General features: G+C 64.4%; 22 protein-coding genes. 13 read left to right on the top strand and 9 right to left on the bottom strand.

What is annotated here, in order from left to right:
* Positions 1-3: 3 nt before the first annotated feature.
* A complete protein-coding gene (locus ACKWRH_RS40040; RefSeq protein WP_445218033.1) occupies positions 4-1,296 on the bottom strand; it encodes an adenylosuccinate synthase in 1,293 nt (430 codons plus the stop codon).
* 364 nt (positions 1,297-1,660) lie between these two features.
* Between ACKWRH_RS40040 and ACKWRH_RS40045 the strand changes: the two genes are divergently transcribed.
* The gene (locus tag ACKWRH_RS40045; RefSeq protein WP_445218034.1) at positions 1,661-2,593 is read left to right on the top strand and encodes a DMT family transporter; all 933 of its coding nucleotides are present in this window, start codon (positions 1,661-1,663) and stop codon (positions 2,591-2,593) included.
* 221 nt (positions 2,594-2,814) lie between these two features.
* Here the strand turns inward: ACKWRH_RS40045 and ACKWRH_RS40050 are convergent, their stop codons facing one another.
* On the bottom strand, positions 2,815-3,204 hold the full coding sequence (locus ACKWRH_RS40050; protein WP_445222559.1) for a DUF1330 domain-containing protein: 390 nt from the start codon (positions 3,202-3,204) through the stop codon (positions 2,815-2,817).
* A 105-nt stretch (positions 3,205-3,309) separates the two neighbouring features.
* Between ACKWRH_RS40050 and ACKWRH_RS40055 the strand changes: the two genes are divergently transcribed.
* On the top strand, positions 3,310-4,245 hold the full coding sequence (locus ACKWRH_RS40055) for a DMT family transporter (protein WP_445218035.1): 936 nt from the start codon (positions 3,310-3,312) through the stop codon (positions 4,243-4,245).
* 91 nt (positions 4,246-4,336) lie between these two features.
* Positions 4,337-5,314 (top strand): Bug family tripartite tricarboxylate transporter substrate binding protein, encoded by a 978-nt coding sequence (locus ACKWRH_RS40060; RefSeq protein WP_445218036.1) that lies wholly within the window; start codon positions 4,337-4,339, stop codon positions 5,312-5,314.
* 121 nt (positions 5,315-5,435) lie between these two features.
* Here the strand turns inward: ACKWRH_RS40060 and ACKWRH_RS40065 are convergent, their stop codons facing one another.
* Complete coding sequence (locus tag ACKWRH_RS40065) at positions 5,436-7,121, bottom strand: methyl-accepting chemotaxis protein (protein WP_445218037.1); 1,686 nt, start codon at positions 7,119-7,121, stop codon at positions 5,436-5,438.
* Between the two features lie 260 nt (positions 7,122-7,381).
* On the opposite strand from ACKWRH_RS40065, the gene ACKWRH_RS40070 reads away from it, so the two are divergent.
* The 6 genes from ACKWRH_RS40070 to ACKWRH_RS40095 all read left to right on the top strand — a co-directional run bounded on the left by ACKWRH_RS40070 (position 7,382) and on the right by ACKWRH_RS40095 (position 14,422).
* Complete coding sequence (locus ACKWRH_RS40070) at positions 7,382-8,425, top strand: C-terminal binding protein (RefSeq protein WP_445218038.1); 1,044 nt, start codon at positions 7,382-7,384, stop codon at positions 8,423-8,425.
* A gap of 87 nt (positions 8,426-8,512) precedes the next feature.
* Positions 8,513-9,859: an ABC transporter substrate-binding protein gene (locus tag ACKWRH_RS40075; protein ID WP_445218039.1), complete on the top strand. Its 1,347-nt coding sequence runs from the start codon at positions 8,513-8,515 to the stop codon at positions 9,857-9,859.
* 137 nt (positions 9,860-9,996) lie between these two features.
* Positions 9,997-10,953, top strand: a complete 957-nt coding sequence (locus ACKWRH_RS40080) for a carbohydrate ABC transporter permease (RefSeq protein ID WP_445218040.1) — start codon at positions 9,997-9,999, stop codon at positions 10,951-10,953.
* Complete coding sequence (locus tag ACKWRH_RS40085) at positions 10,946-11,845, top strand: carbohydrate ABC transporter permease (protein ID WP_014492486.1); 900 nt, start codon at positions 10,946-10,948, stop codon at positions 11,843-11,845. The genes ACKWRH_RS40080 and ACKWRH_RS40085 overlap by 8 nt, the downstream gene beginning before the upstream one ends.
* Before the next feature lie 133 nt (positions 11,846-11,978).
* Positions 11,979-12,947 carry an MBL fold metallo-hydrolase gene (locus tag ACKWRH_RS40090; RefSeq protein ID WP_445218041.1) on the top strand — a complete coding sequence of 323 codons (969 nt, stop codon included), beginning with the start codon at positions 11,979-11,981 and terminating at the stop codon, positions 12,945-12,947.
* A gap of 119 nt (positions 12,948-13,066) precedes the next feature.
* A complete protein-coding gene (locus tag ACKWRH_RS40095; protein WP_445218042.1) occupies positions 13,067-14,422 on the top strand; it encodes an esterase-like activity of phytase family protein in 1,356 nt (451 codons plus the stop codon).
* Between the two features lie 55 nt (positions 14,423-14,477).
* Here the strand turns inward: ACKWRH_RS40095 and ACKWRH_RS40100 are convergent, their stop codons facing one another.
* From ACKWRH_RS40100 to ACKWRH_RS40125, 6 genes are all read right to left on the bottom strand, one after another.
* On the bottom strand, positions 14,478-15,308 hold the full coding sequence (locus tag ACKWRH_RS40100) for a TonB family protein (RefSeq protein ID WP_445218043.1): 831 nt from the start codon (positions 15,306-15,308) through the stop codon (positions 14,478-14,480).
* A complete protein-coding gene (gene exbD, locus ACKWRH_RS40105; RefSeq protein ID WP_445218044.1) occupies positions 15,308-15,757 on the bottom strand; it encodes a TonB system transport protein ExbD in 450 nt (149 codons plus the stop codon). The genes ACKWRH_RS40100 and exbD overlap by 1 nt, the downstream gene beginning before the upstream one ends.
* A gap of 3 nt (positions 15,758-15,760) precedes the next feature.
* Complete coding sequence (exbB, locus tag ACKWRH_RS40110; protein WP_445218045.1) at positions 15,761-16,540, bottom strand: tonB-system energizer ExbB; 780 nt, start codon at positions 16,538-16,540, stop codon at positions 15,761-15,763.
* A 27-nt stretch (positions 16,541-16,567) separates the two neighbouring features.
* Positions 16,568-17,083 (bottom strand): heme utilization cystosolic carrier protein HutX, encoded by a 516-nt coding sequence (gene hutX / locus ACKWRH_RS40115; protein ID WP_445218046.1) that lies wholly within the window; start codon positions 17,081-17,083, stop codon positions 16,568-16,570.
* A 30-nt stretch (positions 17,084-17,113) separates the two neighbouring features.
* Entirely contained in the window at positions 17,114-17,446 is a 333-nt protein-coding gene (locus ACKWRH_RS40120) for an antibiotic biosynthesis monooxygenase family protein (RefSeq protein WP_445218047.1), read from the bottom strand.
* A gap of 137 nt (positions 17,447-17,583) precedes the next feature.
* Positions 17,584-19,980, bottom strand: a complete 2,397-nt coding sequence (locus tag ACKWRH_RS40125) for a TonB-dependent hemoglobin/transferrin/lactoferrin family receptor (RefSeq protein WP_445218048.1) — start codon at positions 19,978-19,980, stop codon at positions 17,584-17,586.
* Between the two features lie 252 nt (positions 19,981-20,232).
* Here ACKWRH_RS40125 and ACKWRH_RS40130 point away from each other — a divergent pair, with 252 nt between their 5' ends.
* From ACKWRH_RS40130 to ACKWRH_RS40145, 4 genes are read left to right on the top strand one after another with little or no spacing between them, the layout of a single operon-like run.
* Positions 20,233-20,439 (top strand): hemin uptake protein HemP, encoded by a 207-nt coding sequence (locus ACKWRH_RS40130; protein WP_445218049.1) that lies wholly within the window; start codon positions 20,233-20,235, stop codon positions 20,437-20,439.
* Positions 20,440-20,445: 6 nt separating this feature from the next.
* Entirely contained in the window at positions 20,446-21,396 is a 951-nt protein-coding gene (locus tag ACKWRH_RS40135) for a heme/hemin ABC transporter substrate-binding protein (RefSeq protein WP_445218050.1), read from the top strand.
* On the top strand, positions 21,393-22,490 hold the full coding sequence (locus ACKWRH_RS40140; protein ID WP_445218051.1) for a FecCD family ABC transporter permease: 1,098 nt from the start codon (positions 21,393-21,395) through the stop codon (positions 22,488-22,490). Before ACKWRH_RS40135 ends, ACKWRH_RS40140 begins: the two co-directional genes overlap by 4 nt.
* Positions 22,487-23,314, top strand: coding sequence for a heme ABC transporter ATP-binding protein (locus ACKWRH_RS40145; RefSeq protein ID WP_445218052.1), 828 nt, complete (start codon positions 22,487-22,489; stop codon positions 23,312-23,314). The genes ACKWRH_RS40140 and ACKWRH_RS40145 overlap by 4 nt, the downstream gene beginning before the upstream one ends.
* Positions 23,315-23,364 lie beyond the last annotated feature (50 nt).

Genomic DNA, 23,364 nt, shown 5'->3' on the forward strand with positions numbered 1-23,364 from the left:
TCGTTAAGCCTCAAACGGATTTTGTACCAGGATAGTATCCTCGCGTTCCGGGCTGGTGGAAAGCAGGGCGACCGGGCACCCCACCAATTCCTCGATCCGGCGGACATATTTGATGGCCTGGGCCGGCAGGTCCGCCCAGGAGCGGGCATTGGCGGTCGGCTCCTTCCAGCCCTCGATGGTCTCGTAGATCGGTTCGACCCGGGCCTGGGCGCCCTCGCCGGCCGGGAAGTGGTCGATCTCCTTGCCGTCCAGCCTGTAGCCGGTGCAGACCTCGATCGTGTCGAAGCCGTCGAGGATGTCGAGCTTGGTCAGTGCCAGGCCGTTGATGCCGCAGGTCCGCACGGTCTGGCGGACCAGCACGGCGTCGAACCAGCCACAGCGGCGCTTGCGTCCGGTATTGACCCCGAACTCGCGGCCCCGGCGGCCGATCTCCTCGCCGATCTCGTTCAGAAGCTCAGTCGGAAACGGGCCCTGGCCGACCCGGGTCGTATAGGCCTTGCAGATACCGAGCACATAGCCGACCCCACCCGGACCGATGCCCGTGCCGGTCGCGGCCTGCGCCGCCACCGTGTTCGACGAGGTGACGTAAGGGTAGGTGCCGTGGTCGACATCGAGCAGCGCACCCTGCGCGCCCTCGAACAGGATCCGCTTGCCCGCGCGCCGCTCGGTGTCGAGCAACCGCCACACGGTCTCGGCATAGGGCAGCAGCTGCGGCGCCAGCGCGCTCAGCTCCTTCAGGATGTCCTTGCCGTCGAACTCGGGCAGGTTCAGGCCGCGGCGCAATGCATTGTGGTGAGCAAGCAGCCGGTCGATCTTGTGCGGCAGGGTGTCGAGGTCGGCGAGGTCCATCAGGCGGATGGCACGACGGCCGACCTTGTCCTCATAAGCCGGCCCGATGCCGCGACGTGTGGTGCCGATCGCAGTCGCCGAGTCGGAGGACTCGCGCAGAGCGTCGAGCTCGCGGTGCAACGGCAGGATCAGCGTGACATTCTCTGCGACGCGCAGGTTCTCCGGGCCGACCGCCACGCCCTGTCCGCGCAGCTTGGCGACCTCGTCGAGGAAGGCCTGCGCATCGAACACGACGCCATTGCCGATCACCGCCAGTTTCGACGGGCGCAGCACGCCTGAGGGCAACAGCGCGAGCTTGTAGGTCTCGCCATTGATGACCAGCGTATGGCCGGCGTTGTGGCCGCCCTGGAAGCGCGCGACGATGTCGGCCTGCTCCGACAACCAGTCGACGATCTTGCCCTTTCCTTCGTCGCCCCACTGGGCTCCGACGACGACAACGTTGGCCATTCGCGGGTAATCCTCTGAAGATTTTAGATGCGCCAGCCCAGCTGACGGCCGGAGCCGTTCGCACGCGAGGCAGCCAACCGGATAAAGGAAGCAGCCTCTCTAGGCAAGCAAGAACGGGGCTTTTTCGGGGCTCAAGAGGCACTTTAAGCCTTTGATATCCCCGGAAAATCCAGAAACGTTCCGGGCGGCTCGGCAGCCTTCCACCAAAGACTGAGGCGCTTGCCTGTCGCTGCATGGTCGCGATGCGTCCGCCCCCCGTTGATGCAGGCTCGATTTCCGTGTCTTTGGGGAGCCACCGGGCTATCCGCCGGCCCGACCTCGCCGGGCCGCGACCCCGGCGCATGACGGGGCCATAACAATCACAATGTCCGCCACCGGCCAGACCACGGGCTCAGAATCATCCAGTCACAGTTGGATCGCCAACCAGCCTTATTTGCTCCTCAGCATCACCGCGCTGTGCTGGGCCGGCAACGCCATTGTCGGGCGGCTGGCCGCCGGCCACATCCCGCCGGTGACGCTGTCGTTCCTGCGCTGGACCTTCGCCTTCCTGCTGGTGCTGCCGTTCGCCTGGAAACATCTCGCCCAGGACTGGCCCGCGATCCGCAGCAGGCTCGGCCTGATGATCGTGCTGTCGATCACCGGCATCGGCGCCTTCAACACGCTGCAATATTGGGCGCTGGAACATACCCAGGCGCTCAACACGCTGCTGCTCCAGTCGGCCGCGCCGCTGGTCGTGGCGCTGTGGTCGCTGGCCATCCTCGGCGTCCGCCTCACCGCGGCGCAGGCGTTCGGCGTGCTCCTGTCGATGTGCGGCGTGCTGACGATCCTGCTGCATGGCGATTTCACAACGCTGTCGAACATCGCGTTCAACAAGGGCGACCTCATCTTCATCGTCGCGCTGATCATCTTCGCGCTGTATTCGGTGCTGACCCTGAAGCGGCCGCCGATGCACGGCCTGTCGTTCCTCGCCTTCACCTTCGGCGCCGGCGCCGCCTGCCTCATTCCGCTCGAGATCTGGGAGCTGTCCGCGCGTCCCGTGATGAAGCTCGACGGGCCGAACCTGCTGACGCTGTTCTATGTGGCGGTGTTCCCGTCGACGCTCGCCTATCTCTGCTTCAATCGCGGCGTGCGCCTGATCGGCGCCAACCGCGCCGCGCCGTTCTTTCATGTCGTGCCGGTGTTCGGCTCGATCATGGCGATGGCGTTCCTCGGCGAACACCCGCAGGCCTTCCACTTCATCGGATTTGCGCTGGTGCTGGCCGGCGTGTTCGTAGCGTCAAGGAAGCAGGCGACGTAGTCACCGCTTCGACCCCGGTACACCGCTGCCTGTTCACCCTCCCCTGGAGGGGGAGGGTCGATCGCACGAAGTGCGAGCGGAGCGGGGTGACGGTCTCTCCGCGATGAACAGTGCCCGTGTGGAGAGATCACCCCACCCCGCTACGCATTTCGCTTCGCTGCATGCGCAGCGACCCTCCCCCTCCAGGGGAGGGTAAGAGCCGTGCGCTCGACAGACGGCAACTACTTCGTCCTGAACTTGCTGTACGCTTCGTTGGTCGCGATGATCACGTGCTCGGCGCAGCCGTTGACGCGATGCGGGTCGGCCTGCGTCTCGTAGGCCTCCGACGTCATCATGTCGATGAAAGCCGCAACCCTTGGGTAATAAACCAGCGCGACGAAATCCCAGTCGTTGCCGTCGTGCGGGCCGAGCGCAACCGCCTTCGCTTCGCCGGTCCAGAGCAGCGTGCCGCCGCGCGCCTTGATCATGGGCACCGTGATCGCGCTGTAGCGCAAGTACGCGTCCCAGCCCGAACCGTCGCCGTCGCGCGAGCGCTGGTGAAAACGCATCAGGTTCAGCATCACCACCGGCGCATTTGCATCGAGCCGCTCCAGGCCCTCGATGTTCAACATATTAACCGCCAATGACACCTCCTCAAGCCATGCCTGCATTGTAGCCTTGCGGCCGCTAGACTTGTGTCACAACAAGAATCCGGCGCAAGGTCGCATCCAACGCCAATGACGATTGCTTCGCCCGCGCCAAAGGCCTCGAATCCGGCCAGTTGGCTCAACAACCAGCCTTACCTGCTGCTCAGCCTGAGCTCGCTGTTCTGGGCCGGCAACATCGTGCTCGCACGCCATGTCGGCGCGCATGTGCCGCCCTTGACGGTGACCACGATCCGCTGGTTCGGCGTGTTCCTGATCCTGTTGCCGTTCGCCTGGCCGCATCTGAAGCGCGACTGGCCGAATTTGCGCAAGAGCCTGCCGCTGATGCTGTTCCTGTCGCTGGTCGGCTTCGCCTTCAACAACGCGATCTCGTACTGGGCGATGCAATACACGGAGGCGCTGAACGCGCTGCTGATCCAGTCGGCCGGACCGCTGTTCGTGGCGCTGTGGTCGCTGGTGCTGTTCGGCGTGCGGCTGACGGGTGCGCAGCTCGCCGGCATCGCGATCTCGCTTCTCGGCGTGCTGATCATCATCCTGCGCGGCGATCTCGCCGCGCTCGCGAGTATCAGCTTCAACAGGGGCGACATCATGTTCGCCTCCTCGCTGGTCGCGTTCGGGCTCTACTCCGCCTTCATCCCGCGACGGCCGAAGATCCACCAGATCTCCTTTCTCTCCTTCACCACCTGCTGCGGCGCGACCATGCTGCTGCCCGCCGCGATCTGGGAAGCCTGGAGCGGCCGCGTCCTGCAACTCGACGGGGTGACGCTGGCGACGCTGGGTTACATCCTGATCTTTCCCTCGACGCTGGCCTATCTCTTCTTCAACCGCGGCGTGGCGCTGATCGGCCCGAACCGCGCCGCGCCGTTCTTCCATCTGGTCCCGGTATTCGGCTCCGCGATGGCGATCCTGCTGCTCGGCGAAAAGCTCCAGCCGTTTCATTTGATCGGCTATGCGCTCGTGCTCGCCGGCGTTGTGTTCGCGTCGCGCCAGGGTTCTGCGGTGAAATAATTCCGCAAGGTGGGCGGCAAACTCCCGTCTTCCGATTTTTGCGAAGAGAAGCTAGGTTCCCCGCCAACGAAAAAAGAGGGAACGTCCAGACATGCTGTCATCACTGATCCGCGCACTGCGCACCGCCGGCGCAGCCGCACTTTGTCTCGCCGCCGCATCCGCCGCGCAGGCCGACAATTATCCGAGCCGCAACATCACGCTGGTGCTGCCGTTCGCGGCCGGCAGCGGCACCGACACCACGACGCGGCTGATCTCGCAGCATTTGTCGCAGGCGCTCGGCGTCGGCATCGTGATCGAGAACAAGGCCGGCGCCAACGGGATGATCGCCGCAACCTATGTCGCGCGCGCCGCCCCCGACGGCTACACGCTGCTGGTGACGACCAACACCACGCATTCGGCCAATCCCTACCTGCTCAAGAGCCTGACCTACGACCCCGTCAAGGACTTCACCCCGATCGCGCGCACCGGCGACCTGCCCTTCATGCTGGTGATTCATCCGGAGGTGCCGGCCAAGACCGTCGGCGAGCTCGTCGCCTACGGCAAGGCCAATCCGGGCAAGCTGAGCTACGCGTCGGGCTCGTCCTCGGCGATCGTGTCGGGTGCGACCTTTGCGCACAATGCCGGGCTCGATCTCCTGCACGTGCCCTACAAGAGCTCGCCGCCGGCGCTCAACGACGTCATGGGCGGTCGCGTCTCGATGATGTTCGTGGACATCCTGACCGGCCTGCCCCACGTCAACGGCAACGCGCTGCGCGCGCTCGCCGTCACCACCAAGGACCGCTCGCCGCTGGTGCCGAACCTGCCCTCGATGCAGGAGGCCGGCGTACCGGATTTCGACATCTCGTCGTGGCAGGGCTATTTCGGCCCCGCCGGCATGCCCAGGGAGATCGTGACCAGACTTAACGCCGAGATCAGGAAGATCGTCGAGAAGCCGGAGATCAAGGCCCAGCTCGCCACGCTCGGCATGGACGCCTTCTCCGGCACGCCGGAACAGCTCGGCACGTTCGTGAACGAGCAGCTGGTGCTGTGGGAGAAGCTGATCACGAACGCGAAGATCGAGAAGCAGTAGGACGGTCTCGTAGGGTGGGCAAAGCGAAGCGTGCCCACCATCAGTCATCACATAATCAGAAAGAAAAAGGTGGGCACGACGCTTTCGCGCCTTTGCCCACCCTACGAATTCAGCGCGAAGCTTACGCCGCGCGGACCTTGGCGAGGAAGCCGTCGACCGCGCTGCGCAGCGCGCCGGACTGGCTGTCCAGCTCGCGGGCGTTGGTGAGCACGTCGGTGGCAGCAGTGCCGGTCGCTTCCGCGGCCGAGGTGACGCTGCCGATATTGGCGTTGATCTCGTTCGAGCCGGCCGCGACCGACTGGATGTTGCGGGCGATCTCGCGGGTCGCTTCGCCCTGCTGCTCGATCGAGGCGGAAATGCCGGCGGTGATCTCGCTCATCTCGGCGATGGTCTGGGTGATGCCGGAGATCGCCGTGACCGCGTCGCTGGTCGAGGTCTGCATCGCCGCCACTTGCGCGGAGATTTCCTCCGTCGCCTTCGCGGTCTGGTTCGCCAGCGCCTTGACCTCGGAGGCCACGACCGCGAAGCCGCGGCCGGACTCGCCGGCGCGCGCCGCTTCGATGGTGGCGTTGAGCGCGAGCAGGTTGGTCTGCGCCGCAATCGAGTGGATCAGCTTGACGACCTCGCCGATCTTCTCGGCGCCGGTCGAGAGCACCTGCACGGTGGCGTTGGTGCGCTCGGCATCGCTGACGGCCCGGCTCGCGACTTCGGTCGAACGCGTGACCTGGCGGGAGATTTCCGCAACCGAGCTCGACAATTCTTCGGCGGCTGCGGCAACCGTGCCGACATTGCCGGAGGCTTTTTGCGAGGCGGCGCCGACCGTCGCCGCACGCGACGAGGCGTCGCTGGCCGTCGCGGTCATCGACTGCGCCGTGCTCTGCATGCCGGCGGCGGCCGAGGAGACCGAGCGGACGATGCCGTTGACGCTGCGTTCGAAATCGCTGGCGATGCCCTCCATCGCGCTGCGACGTTCCGCCGCGGCACGCTCCTTGGCATCGGCCTCGGTCTTCTCGAGGTCGCGGATGCGGACCGCGTTGTCCTTGAAGATCTGGACGGTCGAGGCCATCGCGCCGACCTCGTCGCCGCGGCCGACGCCGGGGATGTCGCCCTCGAGCTTGCCGTCGGCGAGATCCTTCATGCGGGTGCCGAGCAGCGCCAGCGGGCGGCTGATGCTGCGGCCGAGCAGCCAAGCGACGCTGCCGGCGACAATGACGATGCCGAGCATGGCGAGGCCGAGCAGCCAGTAGACCGGGCCCATCTTGGCGTCGATGTCGTCGAGATAGGCGCCGGTGCCGAGATACATGTCGAAGCCGGGGACCGCGACCGCATAGCCGATCTTGCGGATCGGCGTTTCCTGGCCGGGCTTCACATATTCATAATAGAGCAGGATCGAGCCGTTGGCCTTGACACCGCTCATCAGCTCGATGGACAGCTTGCGGCCGTTGGTCACGACGTCCATGCGGTTGGTGCCGATCTGCTTCGGATCTGGCGCGAGCTGGGTGATGCCGTCATAGGACGTGCCGAACAGATAACCCGAGCCGTTGTCGTAGGTCATCGCGTTGCCGTAGCGGCGAAGGTCGGCCATCGCCGCATCCTTCGTCAGCTCGCCGGCATCGACGCGCTTCTTCAGCGCCGCGGCGTAGTTGCGACCGAGGTCGACGATCGATTTGGCCTGGTCGATGCGCGCATTCACCATCTCACGCTTCATCAGATAGCCGGCGAGAACACCGGAGACGCAAAGGCCGAACAGGGTGACGCCGACGAGGATACCGAGCTTCGGGGCGATCTTCAGATTGCTCAACTTCACGGGACAGCTCCGGCAATAATGGGATACGGGCACGCAAGGGAATCGATAAATTTGATTCAACTTTTAGTGCGTGACCTCTTATCAACCTGTTACGGGCGGCTCCGTAGAAGCCCGGACGGAAGGCCGAAACAGTCGAATAAATCGCCGCAACGGCAACCGACGATTGTACGCGACCGCTCCGATTTCGCGTAAAAGACGCAAAGGCCCACCACGAAGGCCGGGCCACAACAAGAACCGACAGACCAAATCGGGAGCAGGAAATGCCGAAATACAGGGTGGTGACGCCGAAGGGCGCGAGCTTCACGGTCGCAGGCAGCGACTATTCCTTCGAGCGCGAGGCGCTTGATCCGATCGATGCCGAGATCGTCGAAGCCCCCGCCAACGAGGCCGAGTTCATCGCCGCCGCGAAAAACGCCGATGCCATCTACGCCAAGGGCATCCCCATCACCAAGTCGATCATCGACGCGCTCGAGAGCTGCAAGGTGATCACGCTCGGCTCGGTCGGCGTCGACAGCGTCGACGTGAAGGCCGCGACCGCCCGCAGCATTCCCGTCACCAACATTCCCGACACCTTCATCGAAGAGGTCGCCGACCACGCCATGATGCTGCTCCTCGCCGGCTTCCGCCGCCTGGTCGAGCAGGACAGGATGGCGCGCGACGGGCGCTGGGCCGAAGGCCGGCCTGCGCTGTTGAAGATCCCGCGGCTGATGGGCCAGACGCTCGGCTTCATCTCGTTCGGCCGCGTCGCGCGTGCCGTTGCGAAGCGCGCCGCCCCGTTCGGGCTGCGCATGATGGCCTACGATCCCTTCATCCAGGAAACGCTGATGTACGACCATGGCGTGATCCCGGCGACGCTGAACGAGGTGCTGTCGCAATCCGACTTCGTCTCGATGCACGCCCCGGCCAGGCCCGAGGTGCATCACATGCTCACCGAGAAGCACTTCCGGCAGATGAAGAAAGGATCGGTCTTCATCAATACCGGCCGCGGCGCCACCGTGGACGAGGAAAGCCTGATCAAGGCGCTCCAGGAGGGCTGGATTGCGCACGCCGCCCTCGACGTGCTGGAGAAGGAGCCGCCCTCGCACAACAATCCCATCCTCAGCATGGAGAACGTGACGCTGACCGCCCATGTCGCCTCGGCCTCGGCACGGTTCGACGAGGCACGCAAGCGCCGCGTAGGCTACGAATTGTCACTGGTGCTTCAGGGCATGTGGCCGGTAAGCTGCGTCAATCCGTCGGTGCTGCAAGACACCGCGCTCCGCCGCTGGCAGCCCGTCAGCATGGATCGCGGCCCGAACAGCTAGGCGGCCGGCCGCAAGACGCGCCGGAAACCGGAACGGCCCTTCACCGGCGATCAACGCCGGGAAGGGAGACATCATAGGGAGGAACTGATGAGGAACGACATCACGCGTCGTGATGCCTTGGTGCTGGGCCTATCCGCTACGGCGCTCGCGGCAACCGGTATTGCAGCGCACGCTCAATCCGCAATCAAGGCCGCGGACGTCCCCGCACCGAAACTGCCGATCGAAAAAGGCGCAACCCTGCGCATGCTGCGGCCGGTGCGCTTCGTCCAGGCCGACGAAGACGTATTCCGCGCCAACGCAGCCAAATTCACCAAGGAGACCGGGGTCGAGGTCAAGGTCGACTTCGTCGGCTGGGAAGACATCAACCAGCAGACCGCGGTGACCTCGAATTCCGGCGCCGGCCCCGACATCATCATCGGCTTCTCCGACGCGCCTCACATCTATGTCGACAAGCTGGTCGAGTTGACCGACGTCGCCGACTACCTGGGCAAGAAGTATGGCGGCTGGCAGAACCTTGCGAAGGCCTACGGCAAGAAGGCCAAGAGCGATACCTGGATCGGCCTCCCGTTCGGGGCCACGGCCGGTCCCCTGATCTATCGCAAGTCCATTCTCAAATCTGTCGGGTTCGACAAGGCGCCGGAAGACCACGCCGGGCTCCTCGACCTCTGCAAGAAGCTGCAGAAAGCCGGCAAGCCCGCGGGCTTTGCGCTGGGCAATGCCGTCGGCGACGGCAATGGCTTTGCGGACTGGATGATGTGGTCGCACAACGCCTCGCTGCTGGATGAGGAAGGCAATGTCACCATCAACAGCAAGGAGACCATCGCGGCGCTGAACTACGTGAAGGAGATTTATCCGACCTTCATCGCCGGTACGCCGTCCTGGAACGACGTCAGCAACAATCGCGCCTATTCCTCGCAGGAAATCGGGCTGACGGCGAACGGCGTCTCACTCTACTTCTCGCTCAAGAACGATCCGGCAACCGCGGCCATCGCCGAAGACTCCGAACATCAGTTGCTGCCGAAGGGTCTTGCGCCGGCCTCGCCGATGTCTGGACTGACGCTGAACGCCATGCTGTTCAAGCACAGCCAGTATCCCAACGCCGCGAAGGCCTTCCTGCAATACATGCTGGAAAAGGACCAGTACGAGCCGTGGCTCAACGCCAACAGCGGCTACTGGTCGCAACCGCTTGCCGCCTATGCCGATGCGGCGGTGTGGAAGGGCGATCCCAAAGTGGCGATCTTCAAGGACACCATGAACAGCAAGTACTACGCCGGCTACAAGGGTCCGATTTCGACCGCCACCGGTGCTGTTCGTGCGGACTATGTGACGGTGCAGATGTTCGCCTCGGTCGCGACCGGTGCGGCGACGCCAGAAGCGGCGGCTGCGGAAGCGGAACAGCGCTGCAAGCGGTACTTCCGGCGTCAGAACCGGTAAGGACCGCCAGAAGAAATCGTCATTGCGAGCGAAGCGAAGCAATCCAGTCTGACTTTGCGGCTACAGCCTCGATTGCTTCGTCGCTTCGCTCCTCGCAATGACGGCGTCGTGACTTTCACAGACGGGACAACAAACTGATGTCCGTGACCACCCTCTCCTCCCCCGTACTGGCGCACCGGCAGCAATCCTGGTTGGTGCGGCTGTTCGACTACAAGCCGTTCCTGATCGTGATGTGCCTCGCGCCCGCGATCGGGCTGCTCGCCGTCTTCCTCACCTACCCGCTCGGTCTCGGCATCTGGCTCGCCTTCACCGACACCACGATCGGCCGACGTGGCGTCTTCGTGGGCCTTGAGAATTTCCAGTATCTGCTCACCGATCCCCTCTGGTGGGGCGCGGTGTTCTACAGCGTGTTCTATACGGCGGTCGCGACCTTCGGGAAGTTCGCGCTCGGCTTCTGGCTCGCGCTGCTGCTCAACAACCATTTTCCGTTCAAGAGCCTGCTCCGCGCCATCGTGCTGCTGCCCTGGATCGTGCCGACCGTGCTCTCGGCGCTCGCGTTCTGGTGGATCTACGATCCGCAATTCTCGATCATCTCCTATTTGCTGGTCGACGTGCTGCATTGGCGCACCACCAATATCGACTTCCTCGGCTCGCCCTGGCCGGCACGTTTTTCGCTGATCGCCGCCAACATCTGGCGCGGCATTCCCTTCGTCGCGATCTCGCTGCTGGCGGGTCTGCAGACCATCTCGCCCTCGCTCTACGAGGCCGCGATGCTCGACGGTGCCAGCGCCTGGCAGCGCTTCCGCTACATCACCTTCCCGATGATGATGCCGATCCTCGCCATCGTCATGACCTTCTCGATCATCTTCACCTTCACCGACTTCCAGCTCGTCTATGCCATCACCCGCGGCGGTCCGGTAAACTCGACCCACCTGCTGGCGACGCTCGCCTTCCAGCGCGGCATTGCCGGCGGCGAGCTCGGCGAAGGTGCCGCGATCGCGGTGTCGATGATTCCGTTCCTGGTGTTCGCGACGCTGTTCTCATATTTCGGCCTGGCGCGCCGCAAATGGCAGCAGGGAGAGAGCAATGACTGATACCGTCGCGCAACCTGCCGTGGCCGACGCGAAGGCGGCGCCCGATACCATGGCCTGGGATTCCGGGCTGCGGCGGCTGATGATGATCTATCTACCACTCGGCTGCTTCGTGCTGATCCTGCTGTTTCCGTTCTACTGGATGGCGATCACGTCGTTCAAGCCGAATGCGGAGCTGTTGAATTTCAAGGATCACAACCCGTTCTGGATCACCTCGCCGACGCTGGCGCATATCAAGCACCTCCTGTTCGACACCGCCTATCCGCGCTGGCTATGGACGACGATGCTGGTGGCGATCGGGTCGACCACGCTGTCGCTGATCGCAAGCACGCTCGCCGCCTACGCCATCGAGCGGCTGCGCTTCCGCGGCAGTCCTTATGTCGGCCTCGGCATCTATCTCGCCTATCTCGTGCCGCCGTCGATTCTGTTCATCCCGCTCGCCACCGTGGTGGTTCAGTTCGGCCTGTTCGACTCACCGATGGCGCTGATCCTGGTCTATCCGACCTTCCTGGTGCCGTTCTGCACCTGGCTCCTGATCGGCTATTTCAAGTCGATCCCCTATGAGCTCGAGGAATGCGCGCTGGTCGACGGCGCCACGCGCCTGCAGATCCTGCGGCGGATCACGCTGCCGCTGGCGGTGCCCGGGCTGATCTCGGCCGGTATCTTCTCCTTCACGCTGTCCTGGAACGAGTTCATCTACGCGCTCGCCTTCATCCAGAGCGGCGCCAACAAGACCGTGCCGGTTGCAATCCTGACCGAGCTCGTCACCGGCGACGTCTACCAGTGGGGCGCGCTGATGGCGGGATCGCTGCTCGGCTCGCTGCCGGTTGCGATCTTCTATTCGCTGTTCGTCGATTACTACGTGTCCTCGCTGACCGGCGCGGTGAAGGAGTAACGAGCTACGGCGCGCAATCGTCGCGGATCGTGCAATCCTGATAGACTGCTTTCGTCCTTGGTCGCATCCTGCCGCGCGAGCGGCGGGGCGACCGCGGGCGCAGTCGAGAGTCGCTCCAGAAAGCGAGCATCGCATGGGATCGCCAAAGCTCCATTCAATGTCTCGACGCGGCTTTTGCCTGTGCTGCGTCGGCGCTACGTTCGCCGCCACGGCGGGATGGCTCAGCCCTCGACAGGCCTACGCAGAAGCCCGCGGCCTCGTCAGTCTGATCAAGGACAGCGCGGCAACGTCTCCCATCACGACCTACAAGCTGCGCAACAATGTCAGCGTGCTCGAAGGATCCGGCGGCAACATCGCGGTCCTCACGGGACCTGACGGCAAGCTTCTGGTCGATGCCGGCATCGGCGTCTCACGCCCTCAGCTCAGCAAGGCGCTGACCGAACTCGGCAGCGAACCAATCGCGCATCTGATCAATACGCACTGGCACTTCGATCACGCCGACGGTAACGAATGGCTGCATTCGGCAGGCGCGAAGATTCTCGCGCACGAAAATACCCGCAAGCACCTTTCCGTCGTTCAGCGGGTCGAGGATTGGGATTACAATTTCCTCCCCCTTTCCGCCGGCGCCTTGCCTGCGGAAGTGTTCGCCAGGGACCACAACTTGAAGCTCAACGGCGCATCGATCACCCTGAAATATTACGGGCCCGCGCATACCGACAGCGATATTTCGGTGATGTTCGCCGAAGCCAACGTTCTGCATGTCGGAGATACGTTCTGGAACGGCATCTATCCATTCATCGACTATTCGACCGGCGGCAGCATCGACGGCATGATTGCGGCGTCCGACGCCAATCTCGCCGCGGCCAAAAGCGACACCATCATCATTCCCGGTCATGGCAAGCCCGTCAGCAACAAGGCGGAGCTCCAGGAATTCCGCGACATGCTGGTCGCAATCCGGGATAATGTCGGCAATCTCAAGAAGCAGGGAAAGACGCGCGACGAGGCCGTTGCCGCCAAGCCGACGGCCGCGTTCGATGCGAAATTTGGTCAGTTCGTCATCGACCCCGGCTTTTTCACCAGGCTGGTCTATGAAGGCGTGTGACACGCAGCGATGCGGCGACCGAGGTAAAGGAGTAACCGGCGGCTGCGGCCTTTCGCCCGGTTTCACAAAACTGCAACATGCGATCCGCATAAGGCGTCGTCCACTAACAGGAGACGCACATGCGCGCGACTTTTCTTGCCTCCGTCGCAACGATCATTCTCACCGCGAGCACCGCGCTTGCACAGAACGAGGGTGAATTCCCGGCCAAGCTCGCCGGCCACGTGGTGATGCCGGCCGCGACCTTCATCGACGCGCCGGCCGACGCGCCTGCCGATCTCAAGACCTCGGGCAAATACACCACCGGCAAGCGCGTCGACGCGCTCGGCACCGTGATGGGCAAGTCCTATGAGCGTGCGACCGGCGTGTCGCTGCCGTTCAAGGGCCAGCCGCTGCAGGGCCATTCCGGCATCAAGCACATGCCCGACGGCAGCTACTGGGTCATCACCGACAACGGCATGGGCGCGCGCGCCAACTCGCCGGACTCGATGCTGTATCTGAACCGCTACAAGATGGATTGGGCCAGCGGCAAGATCGAGCGCCAGGAAACCATCTTCCTGCACGATCCCGACAAGAAGGTGCCGTTCCGCATCGTGCATGAGGACACCCAGAAGCGTTATCTCACCGGCTCCGACTTCGACACCGAGGGCTTCCAGATCATCGGCGACACCTTCTGGATCGGCGACGAGTTCGGCCCCTATATCCTGAAGGCCGACAAGACCGGCAAGATCCTCGGCGTGTTCGAGACGGTTGCCGACGGCAAGCCGGTGCGCTCGCCGGACAACTGGGCCGTGGCGACGCCGGGCGCGCCGGGCGCGACCTACACCAACGTCAACCTCCGCCGCTCCAAGGGCTATGAGGGCTTTGCGTCGTCCAAGGACGGCAAGTTCCTCTACGGCCTGCTCGAGGGCCCGCTGTGGGACGCCGACAAGAAGGACTGGGAAAAGGTCGACGGCAAGGAAGCCTCCCGCATCCTCGAGTTCGACGTCGCCGCCGAAAAATTCACCGGCCGCTACTGGCAGTATGTGTTCGAGCAGAACGGCAACGCCATCGGCGACTTCAACATGATCGACCCGACCGGCGGCCTCATCATCGAGCGCGACAACGGCGAAGGCACCGCCGACAAGGCCTGCCCGCAAGGCACCCGCGGCGAGAACTGCTTCCCTGACATCGCCAAGTTCAAGCGCGTCTACAAGATCGAGCTGACCGACGCCAATGTCGGCAAGCCGGTGCGCAAGATCGGCTATATCGACCTGATGAAGATCCAGGACCCCGACAAGAAGGCCCGCAAAGCCCTCAATGACGGCGTCTATACCTTCCCGTTCTTCACCATCGAGAACGTCGATCGCGTCGACGAGACCCACATCATCGTCGGCAACGACAACAATCTGCCGTTCTCGTCCAGCCGCGATCCCAACAAGGCCGACGACGACGAGTTCATGCTGCTCGAAGTCGCCGACTTCCTGAAAGCAAAGTAACGTCACGCTTGCTCCTCCTCTCCCGTCTTGTGCGGGAGAGGAGTTCGTCGCCGCCTCACCGGTTCCCGAAGATCACCGGGACGTTGATGGGGACTGTTGCATAGCTGATTTCGGGTGGCACCGGTGGAAATGGCTGGGCCTGCCGTATCATCGCCATGGCCTGGGCGTCGAGGGCCGCCACGCCCGAAGATCCACCGATGCGGCTGGACAAGACCTGGCCGCCGCGGCCGAGCGTAAAGCTTAGCCGAACCACGCCCTTCTGGCCATTGGCGGCGGTCGGGTACTGGTGGAAGCGCATGAGATGCGCGCGGACACGCTGATAATAGGTCGCCATCGCCGAAGCCACCGAGCCCGCATTCACCGCGGATGCCAGCGGAGCTTCGCGCTCTGCACGCGGAGGCGCGCTGGTGCGTGGTGCGGGCAGCGCATCCGACGGCTTCCGGGCATCGGGGCGAACCACTTTGGGTTTGGCCGGGACGGGCTTTTCCACCGGAACGACTTTGGCAGGCTCCGGCTTCGGAGGGCTTGGCTCGAGCTTCTGCTCCGGCGGGGCGACGACATCCGGCTTTTCCTGCGGCGGTGTCGGCGGAAGCATCTCCTCGACGGCCTGCTGCTGTACGGGTTCAGGCGGCGACGCGTCCGCCTGCTGCATCACAGGTCCTGGCGCAATATCGAGCGGCGTCGCTTGCGGCGCCGATGTCTCGGGCGTCATGTCGACGAGGATGGCCGGCATGTTGACGCCCTCGTCCGGCACCTGTTTCAGCCAATTCATCGCAAACAGTGCGGCGGTGATATGCAGCGCCACGATCACCGCCGCCGATACCCCCCAGCGCGCGGCCTCGCGTTCGCCAAGCGGCTCATGCAGGGCAAAGGCGTTCGCGGTCATCAGCTGCGCCCGTCGAGGCCGACCAGAGCGACCTTGAGGTAGCCGGCATTGCGCAAGGTGTTCATGACCTCCATCAGGTCGCCGTAGCTCACGGCCTTGTCGGCGCGCAGATAAATGCGCTCGTCCTTGCGGCCATTGGTGGCCGCAGCGAGCGCAGCGGCGAGGCCGTCGCGTGCCATCGTGTCCTCGCCGACGGCGACGGTGAGATCCGGCTTCACCGTCACGAAGGTGGGCTTGTCCGGCCGCGGCGCCGGCTCGGCCGCGGTGGCCGGCAGCTCGACGCCGATGTCGACGGTAGCAAGCGGGGCTGCCACCATGAAGATGATCAGCAGCACCAGCATCACGTCGATGAACGGCGTGACGTTGATCTCATGGGTGACGTCGAGGTCGCCAGGGTCGCCGCGCGACCTGAGCGGCGATGACGAGCGGGCGCCGAGCTTCGCGGCCACGGCCTACTCCGCCGCCCGCGCCAGGCGGAAATCGCGATGGTCGCGCTGGCGGCTGACCAGAAGCATGAGCTGCGCCGAGGCGTCGCCGAGCAGTGCGCGGTAACCGGTGATACCGCGGACCAGATGATTGTAGATCACGACCGCCGGAATAGCAGCGACGAGACCAAGCGCGGTGGCGAGCAGCGCCTCCGCGATGCCCGGCGCGACCACCGCGAGGCTCGTGGTGTGGCTCTCGGAGATACCGATGAAGGAATTCATGATGCCCCAGACCGTGCCGAACAGGCCGACGAACGGCGCGGTGGCGCCGATGGTGGCGAGCACCCCGGTGCCGCGCGCGATCTGGCGCGACATCGCAGCCTCGACCCGCTCCAGCCGCAGCGCCACGCGTTCCTGGAGTCCGTCGTCGACGACGCCGCCAGAGAGCTCCGCCTCCCTGGCGCAGGACTGGATGAGCTGGGCCACCGCATCATGCGCATCGCCGGCCCGCTCCGCCGCCTCGGCCAGCTTCACGTTGCCCTCGAGCGCGCGCGTTCGCTGCACGGCGAGCGCGCTCTTGCGGCGCAGCTCGATGGTCTTGGCAAGCCAGACCGTCCACGTCACCAGCGAGGCGATGGCAAGCCCGATCATCACCACCTTCACGACGATGTCGGCGCTGACGAACATGCCCCAGGGCGACAAATTGCGCGGCAGCAACGCCTCGTCAATCGCGAAGGCCGGTGTTGGCGCGAGCGCCACCACCAGGATGGATCCGATCATGTGCCGAAGCCCAAAATTGCTCTGCATCCTGATCTCCCGACCGATGGAAAGAAGCTACGCCGCCGGCTGTGCCGCGATCCGGTCGGCAAGCTGCCGGAATCGCGCGAGCTGATCCGCACGCAACGCCCGGGTCTCGTCGCGACCGACGAAGACCTTGAACATGATGCCGCCGTCTGTGTTGACGAATGCGACGAAGGCCGAGGTCTTGCCCATGAAGGGCCGCTCGACGAAAGCCGTGGCCGCGCAGCGCTCGTGCCGGAGATGGCCGTGCAGGCCCTTCGGCTGCATCAGGTTGAAATAGCCGCGGCCGACCTCGCCCGCGGGAATCGTGCCCGTGAACTCGAAAATCGCATCATCGGTGTGCACGATCAGCGTGACCTCGCCCCACTCTGCGATATCCTGCATGGCGGCGGCGAAATGCTCGCCGGTGCCGATGCGCACCATGGACGGCGGCAGCGCCTCGATCACGGCGCGTGGCGAGACCTTGCGCTCGCGCGCAACGTCCTCGATCACCGCGCCGGGATTATCGGCCATATACGCCCTGAGATCGGCGAGATCGGTGCTCAGCATGTTCGACTCCTTTCGCGCTCCGGCGCGACCTTAAGCAGCCGCAGCCTTGCGCTCGCTCTGGATCACCTCAAAGCCCTCGAACTTGGGATGGCCGAGATAGAGGCTCTCGCCGGTCGGATTGTCGGCGCGGGCATGGGCGCGGCGAAATTGGTCCGAGCGCGTCCAGGCCTCGAACGCCGCCTTGTCGACCCAGGTGGTATGCGAGGAATAGAGCGTGTGGTCCTCGGCCTCCGGGCCCTTCAACAGATGAAACTCGACGAAGCCCGCCATGGAGCCGAGATAGGATTCGCGGGTGGCCCAGACGGTTTCGAACGCGGTCTCCGCGCCCTTCTTCACCTGGAAGCGATTCATAGCGATAAACATTCGACTTTTCTCCTGTCAGTCGTGTGGATCGGCGAATGCCAATCGGATGATTCAGAACGCACCGAAGCCACGCTGGGACATCAGCGTGGCTCTGGAGGTCAATTCGGCGTCACTGCGCGGGACCGCCGGTCTACTCCTTACGTGCCGCCAAAGTGGTACTTGAGGCCTCCCTTGATCACGAGCCCCGGGCCGGCGCTCGCCCACTTCACGTCATTTTGCGTATCGCCCGTGCTGCCGACCGGAATGGCGTAGGGCCGATAGTACTGGTTGAGAAGATTTTCGACCGAGAGGTTGAGCGTGAGATCCTTCGTCGGCTGATACTGAGCGTAGAGGTTCACGAGATCGAACGACGTCGCCGGCGTATAGGTCGGCGGGATGTCGTAGTTCGCAATCGCCGACGTCCACATCACCGAAAGGATCAGCGTCCTGTCGAGCAGGCGCACACCAGCCGTCGTGGTGATCTTCTGCGGCGGCACGCTGTACAGGCCAAATCCGGTCTGCAGGTTCTTGCCGTTCTGGTAGGTCCCGGACAGGCCGAAGAACCAGAGGTTCGCATCGTACATTGCCTCGGCCTCGACGCCCTGGATGCGAGCTGCCGCGACGTTCTGATATTGCAGGAACGGCAGCACCGTGATGCTGGGCGCCGGCGGCGGACCGGTGGGAACCACCAGCGGGTTTCCATAGGCGACCTGGTCGATGAAGTCGGTAATGTCGTTGCGGAATACGTTGATCTTGCCGCGCAGCGTATCGCCTGCCGTGAACAAATCGTTCTTCTTGATGTTGAAGCCGATTTCCTTGTTCTTGCCGACCTCGGGCCGCAAATTGGGATTAGGAACGAAGCAGAAGGTCGAATCCGCGCCCGGTCCAGGCGTGCCCGACGGGCAACGGAAAAACGAGTCGTTCACCGTAGCGCCGGAATGCGGCCCGCTGACCAGCGTCTCCGTTATCGACGGAGCCCGATAGCCTTCGGCGTAGCTGGCATAGGGGGTCACCACCGCCGTGGGAACGAGGCCAACCGTGATCTTGGGCGACAGACGATCGCCGCCCGTCGACGAAGAGACTGAGGAAAGCTGATAGTTGTCGTAGCGGAGCGCGCCGATCACCTCGAGCATCGACGTGTAGTTCGCCTTCCACTGCACGAAGCCACCAGACACCGTGCGCTGGCCGCCGGGCGTCGTCACTTCCGACGTGCCGGTCCTGTCCCCCGACGACACCTTGTCCTGGAAGGCGTCCAGTCCGTAAGTCACGGCGTGACGCCAGCTTCCGGTCTCGAACCGCGTCGTATTGTACACGTCGACACCGATCGTATCGAGCAGGTATCCGCGATTGCTGCCGATACAGCCGGATACGGCATTGCCGGGCACGCCGCCGCAATAGACCGACGGTGTCGTGCTGGTATGCGCAGTCTTGATCTGATCGTTCTCGGTGCGGTTCCAGTAGACCTTCGCGTCCCAATCGAACCACTGGTCATCCGGCTGCGAGTATTTCCAGCCGAGCGTCGTGGTGTAGTTCTTGACGTTGGACGCGTAGATCGATGTGCCGCCCAGATTGTTGGTGCCGTTCGCGTTGGTCGAGTTGGGGTCACCGGCGCGCCGCGGCGGCTGGCCGACGCTGTAGATGTCTTCCTGGAAGATGGTGCCGAGCTTGACCTCATGACCGTCCGCCGGCCGCACGGTCAACTTGGCGATGCCGCTGGTGAGCCGGTTGCCGGTATTGGCGACCTCGAAGCCGGTCCCGTCCTTGTAGTTTTCCTGCGTCGAGTAGGTGCCACCCGCGAACACATCCACATTCGGGTTGACGCGAACACCACCGAAGGCCGAGCCGAGCGCACGTCCATAGTTGCTGCCAAGGATGGTCTTGACGTCAACACCCCAGCGCTCGCCCGCGCGGACGACGTCCTCGATATCCTTGGTGCGGAACGACGCCACGCCGCCGATCGCACCGGAGCCATAGATATTCGCGGTCGGACCACGGACGATTTCGATACCGCTGATCAGTTCAGGATTGAGAAAGAACGAGCCATTGGCGAAGTGACCCGTGCGCTGATAGTTCTGCCGCGCTCCGTCGACAATGACGGCTACGCGGCCGAAATCCTGCAGACCGCGGATGTTGATCGAAGTTGAGGGCTCGTCGCCGCGGTTCTGAACCCACACGCCCGGTACATCATAGATGAGACCGCCGACTGTGCTCGCTTGGCGCGCCTGGATCTGCGCCGACGTCACGACACTGACCGGCGCAAGTGCATCGACGGCACGCTCCTCGGTCTTTGAGGCCGCAACCGTAATCGCGTCGAGCGTCTGAACGGGCGCTGCACCGCCAGCCTGTGCGCGGGCGTTCATCACTTCGGGCGTCGCCTGCTGGGCGACTTGCGGCTTCGCTTGCTTGCGCTTGGCCTGCTTCGGCCGCTCCGGCGACGTACGCTCGGCCTGCGGCTGAGAGGTCTGCGCGAGACCGCTCTCCGTCGCCAACGCCGCGATTGAAACCACAGACGCGCCCAAAATCAGGGCGCGCGAATACCTAGCCCCGTCAGCCATATCACCCCAGCCTGCACTTCATACTCGTTGGTTGGCTGGCGTGCGTTCGCAAAACGAACGACTGGCTGGCTAATTTTCTCAAAACGCGGGCAAGTTGCCCGCTGACACAATTGGTTACGTGGCAACACTTCGACGGTCAATGACAACAGGTTGCAGTTTATATCGATTGTAAATTGCTGCCGTTGGAATGCGCATCGCGCGGCTTATACAAGCAGGCGACATCTGAAATTTCGAAAGCGCATCACAGCAACAATGTCAGCAGAGTCCGGAGACAAATTCGGCGGCACGGCAGGGCCGGCAGAAAGCCCTTCTGCAACAACGAGAATTTTGACCATGCGCGGGAGCCGGATCGACAGCCGCGAGCTGTTTGCGGCGGAGCGCGAGATCATCATCGCGCATGGCGAGGACGCCTATCGCCTTCGCCTGACCTCGCAGAACAAGCTGATCCTGACGAAGTAACCTGCAATGACATTTTGTCGCACCCTCACAAACCTCCTGCTCACCGGCACGATTGCGCTCGCCTCGACCGCGCACGCGGCCGGTATCACGGTGCATGATGCGCGCAATCGCGATGTCGCCGTTGCCGACTTCGCCCGCACGGTCTCGATTGGCGGCGCCATCACCGAGATCCTCTATGCGCTTGGGCTGGAGAGCCGCCTGGTCGGCGTCGACACCACGAGCCTGTATCCGGCGGCGGCGCTGCACGACAAACCCAATGTCGGCTACATGCGCCAGATTTCGGCCGAGGGCGTGCTGGGCCTCAACCCGACCCTGATCCTGGCGATCCAGGGATCGGGCCCGCGCGAGGCCATGGACCTCCTGGAGACGGCGAAGGTGCCGCTGGTGCTGGTGCCCGAGACCTATTCCGAGGAGGGCCTGATCGAGAAGATCAAGCTGGTCGGCCATGCCATGGGCGTCGATGCCCGCGCCGAATGCCTGGCGACCGCGGTCAGCGCCGATCTCAAGCAGCTCCGTGCCCTGCGTGCCAGGGTGACAAAGCCCGTGCGCGTGATGTTCGTGATGTCCCTCCAGAACGGGCGCGCCATGGTCGCCGGCCACAAGACTGCGGCCGACGAGATCATCCAGCTCGCGGGCGCTGCCAACGCCGTCGAGGATTACGACGGCTACAAGATCATCGGCGACGAGGCGATCGTGGCGGCCAAGCCTGATGTCGTGCTCTCGATCGACCGCGACAAGGATTCGCTCCGGGCCGACGCGGTCTATTCCCATCCCGGCTTTGCCCTGACACCGGTCGCGACCAACAAGAGCTTCATCGCGATGGACGGGCTTTATCTGCTCGGCTTCGGGCCGCGTACGGCCGCGGCGGCGCGCGATCTGTCGGTCAGGCTCTATCCGGCACTGGCCGATGGCGGCGCATTCACGTCGGCGCTGTCGGCGACGAATTGCCGGCAATGAGCGTGGCGGTCGGGACGGAGGCACGGAGCCCGCGACGATATTCCGGCGCGGGACGCAGGTTCGCGCCGATTGCGATTCCCCTGCTGCTCGCGGCGCTCGTAGTCACGACGATTATCGCGCTGACCGTCGGCGCAGCCGGCATTCCCTTCTCTCGCCTGCCTGCGGCGCTGGGATTTGCCGGCAACACGCCCGCCGATGCCATGACGGCCCGCGACCAGCTCGTGCTGTGGTCGATCCGTATCCCGCGTATCGCAGCGGCCGCGATGGTGGGCGGCCTGCTCGCGGCCACCGGCGCCATCATGCAGGGGCTATTCCGTAATCCGCTCGCCGATCCCGCGCTGGTCGGCGTCTCCAGCGGCGGCGCGCTCGCCGCCGTGTCCGCCATCGTCTTTACCGATTCGGTTCTCGGCGATTCCTTGCGGTTTCTCCAGACCGAGCTGCTGCCGCTGGCGGCGTTCGCCGGCTCGCTGGCGACCACCATGATCCTCTACAGCATCTCCAGCCGTTCCGGCCGCACCTCGATCACGATCTTCCTGCTTGCCGGTATTGCCTTCACCGCAATCGCCAATGCCGGCATCGGCCTGCTCATCTTCATCGCCGACGACCGCCAGCTCCGCGACATCACCTTCTGGATGCTGGGATCGATGAGCGGGGCGAGCTGGGCCAAGGATGTCGTGCTCGCACCAGTCCTCCTCGCCGGTCTCGCGGCTTGCCCCTTCATCGCACGCGGCCTCGACCTGCTCGTGCTTGGCGAGGCCGACGCGTTCCACGGCGGGGTCGATGTCGAGCGGCTGAAACGGATATCGATCGTGCTGGTCGCCGCCATGACCGGCGTTGCCGTCTCGGTCTGTGGCGTGATCGGTTTCGTCGGCATCGTCGTGCCGCATCTGCTGCGGCTCGTGATCGGGCCCGCGCACCGGATGCTGTTGCCGGCCTCTGTCCTGCTCGGCGCGATCCTCATGGTCGGCGCCGACACCCTCGCCCGTACCATCGTGGCGCCGGCGGAAATGCCGATCGGCATTCTGACCGCAGCGATCGGCGCACCGTTCTTTCTTGGCATCCTGCTGCGGCAGCGCGGGCTCGCTTCGCTATGACCGCAGTGATCGAAGCGCGAGCCTTGAGCAAGCGCGCCGGCCGCGCGAGGCTGCTCGACGGCGTCGGCCTGACGGTCGACGCCGGCGAGATGGTCGCCATCATCGGCCCGAACGGCGCCGGCAAGTCGACGCTGCTGCGGATGCTCTCCGGCGATCTCCGCCCGAGCGAGGGCGAGGTGCGGCTGAAGCAGCGCGACATAAGCAGCTATGCGCCGCGCGAGCTTGCCGCGCGCCGCGCGATGCTGTCCCAGCACATCAACGTGACCTTCCCCTTCACGGTCGAGGAGATCGTGCTGATGGGCGCGGGCGAGCGCAGCCTGCGCGATGCCGTGCCACTCGTCGACGCCGCGCTCAACGAGGTCGGCCTCGCGCATTTCCGCGAACGGCAATTGCCGACGCTATCGGGCGGCGAGCAGCAGCGCGCCCATTTCGCCCGCGTGCTGGTGCAGCTTGCCTGTGGCGAGGCCGAGCATGGGCCAGGGCTCCTGCTGCTGGACGAGCCGACATCGAGCCTCGATCTGCGTCACCAGATCGACCTCGTCGAAGCCGCGCGCCGCCGCGCCGCCGGCGGCACGGCTGTCATCGCGATCCTGCACGATCTCAACCTCGCGATCCGCTTCGCCGACCGGCTGATCGTCCTGAACGGCGGCAGGCTCGCCGCCGACGGCCCGCGCAGCAAAATCGTCACGCGCGAGACCATCCGCGACATCTTCGAGATCGACGCCGTCGTCCATCAGGCCGACGACGGCGTGCCCTACGTGCTGCCGCAATCGATGCGGGCGGCGACGCCCGCGGCGATGCGAGCAGAGCAGCCGCCGCGGTGAAGATGTACTCCCTCGCCCCGTTCTTACGGGGCCGCAGCGAGCTTCGCTCG

The sequence above is a fragment of the Bradyrhizobium sp. Pa8 genome, from assembly GCF_052588265.1.

Excerpts from the sequence above, each read along its gene's own strand:
- ACKWRH_RS40075 (WP_445218039.1), top strand. The coding sequence starts at position 8,513 with ATGAGGAACGACATCACGCGTCGTGATGCCTTGGTGCTGGGCCTATCC.
- ACKWRH_RS40040 (WP_445218033.1), bottom strand. The coding sequence starts at position 1,296 with ATGGCCAACGTTGTCGTCGTCGGAGCCCAGTGGGGCGACGAAGGAAAG.
- hutX (WP_445218046.1), bottom strand. The coding sequence starts at position 17,083 with ATGCTGAGCACCGATCTCGCCGATCTCAGGGCGTATATGGCCGATAAT.
- ACKWRH_RS40045 (WP_445218034.1), top strand. The coding sequence starts at position 1,661 with ATGTCCGCCACCGGCCAGACCACGGGCTCAGAATCATCCAGTCACAGT.
- ACKWRH_RS40135 (WP_445218050.1), top strand. The coding sequence starts at position 20,446 with ATGACATTTTGTCGCACCCTCACAAACCTCCTGCTCACCGGCACGATT.
- ACKWRH_RS40125 (WP_445218048.1), bottom strand. The coding sequence starts at position 19,980 with ATGGCTGACGGGGCTAGGTATTCGCGCGCCCTGATTTTGGGCGCGTCT.
- ACKWRH_RS40130 (WP_445218049.1), top strand. The coding sequence starts at position 20,233 with ATGTCAGCAGAGTCCGGAGACAAATTCGGCGGCACGGCAGGGCCGGCA.
- ACKWRH_RS40050 (WP_445222559.1), bottom strand. The coding sequence starts at position 3,204 with ATGTTGAACATCGAGGGCCTGGAGCGGCTCGATGCAAATGCGCCGGTG.
- ACKWRH_RS40090 (WP_445218041.1), top strand. The coding sequence starts at position 11,979 with ATGGGATCGCCAAAGCTCCATTCAATGTCTCGACGCGGCTTTTGCCTG.
- ACKWRH_RS40080 (WP_445218040.1), top strand. The coding sequence starts at position 9,997 with ATGTCCGTGACCACCCTCTCCTCCCCCGTACTGGCGCACCGGCAGCAA.
- ACKWRH_RS40095 (WP_445218042.1), top strand. The coding sequence starts at position 13,067 with ATGCGCGCGACTTTTCTTGCCTCCGTCGCAACGATCATTCTCACCGCG.
- ACKWRH_RS40100 (WP_445218043.1), bottom strand. The coding sequence starts at position 15,308 with ATGACCGCGAACGCCTTTGCCCTGCATGAGCCGCTTGGCGAACGCGAG.
- ACKWRH_RS40085 (WP_014492486.1), top strand. The coding sequence starts at position 10,946 with ATGACTGATACCGTCGCGCAACCTGCCGTGGCCGACGCGAAGGCGGCG.
- ACKWRH_RS40145 (WP_445218052.1), top strand. The coding sequence starts at position 22,487 with ATGACCGCAGTGATCGAAGCGCGAGCCTTGAGCAAGCGCGCCGGCCGC.
- ACKWRH_RS40055 (WP_445218035.1), top strand. The coding sequence starts at position 3,310 with ATGACGATTGCTTCGCCCGCGCCAAAGGCCTCGAATCCGGCCAGTTGG.
- ACKWRH_RS40060 (WP_445218036.1), top strand. The coding sequence starts at position 4,337 with ATGCTGTCATCACTGATCCGCGCACTGCGCACCGCCGGCGCAGCCGCA.
- exbB (WP_445218045.1), bottom strand. The coding sequence starts at position 16,540 with ATGCAGAGCAATTTTGGGCTTCGGCACATGATCGGATCCATCCTGGTG.
- ACKWRH_RS40070 (WP_445218038.1), top strand. The coding sequence starts at position 7,382 with ATGCCGAAATACAGGGTGGTGACGCCGAAGGGCGCGAGCTTCACGGTC.
- ACKWRH_RS40120 (WP_445218047.1), bottom strand. The coding sequence starts at position 17,446 with ATGTTTATCGCTATGAATCGCTTCCAGGTGAAGAAGGGCGCGGAGACC.
- ACKWRH_RS40140 (WP_445218051.1), top strand. The coding sequence starts at position 21,393 with ATGAGCGTGGCGGTCGGGACGGAGGCACGGAGCCCGCGACGATATTCC.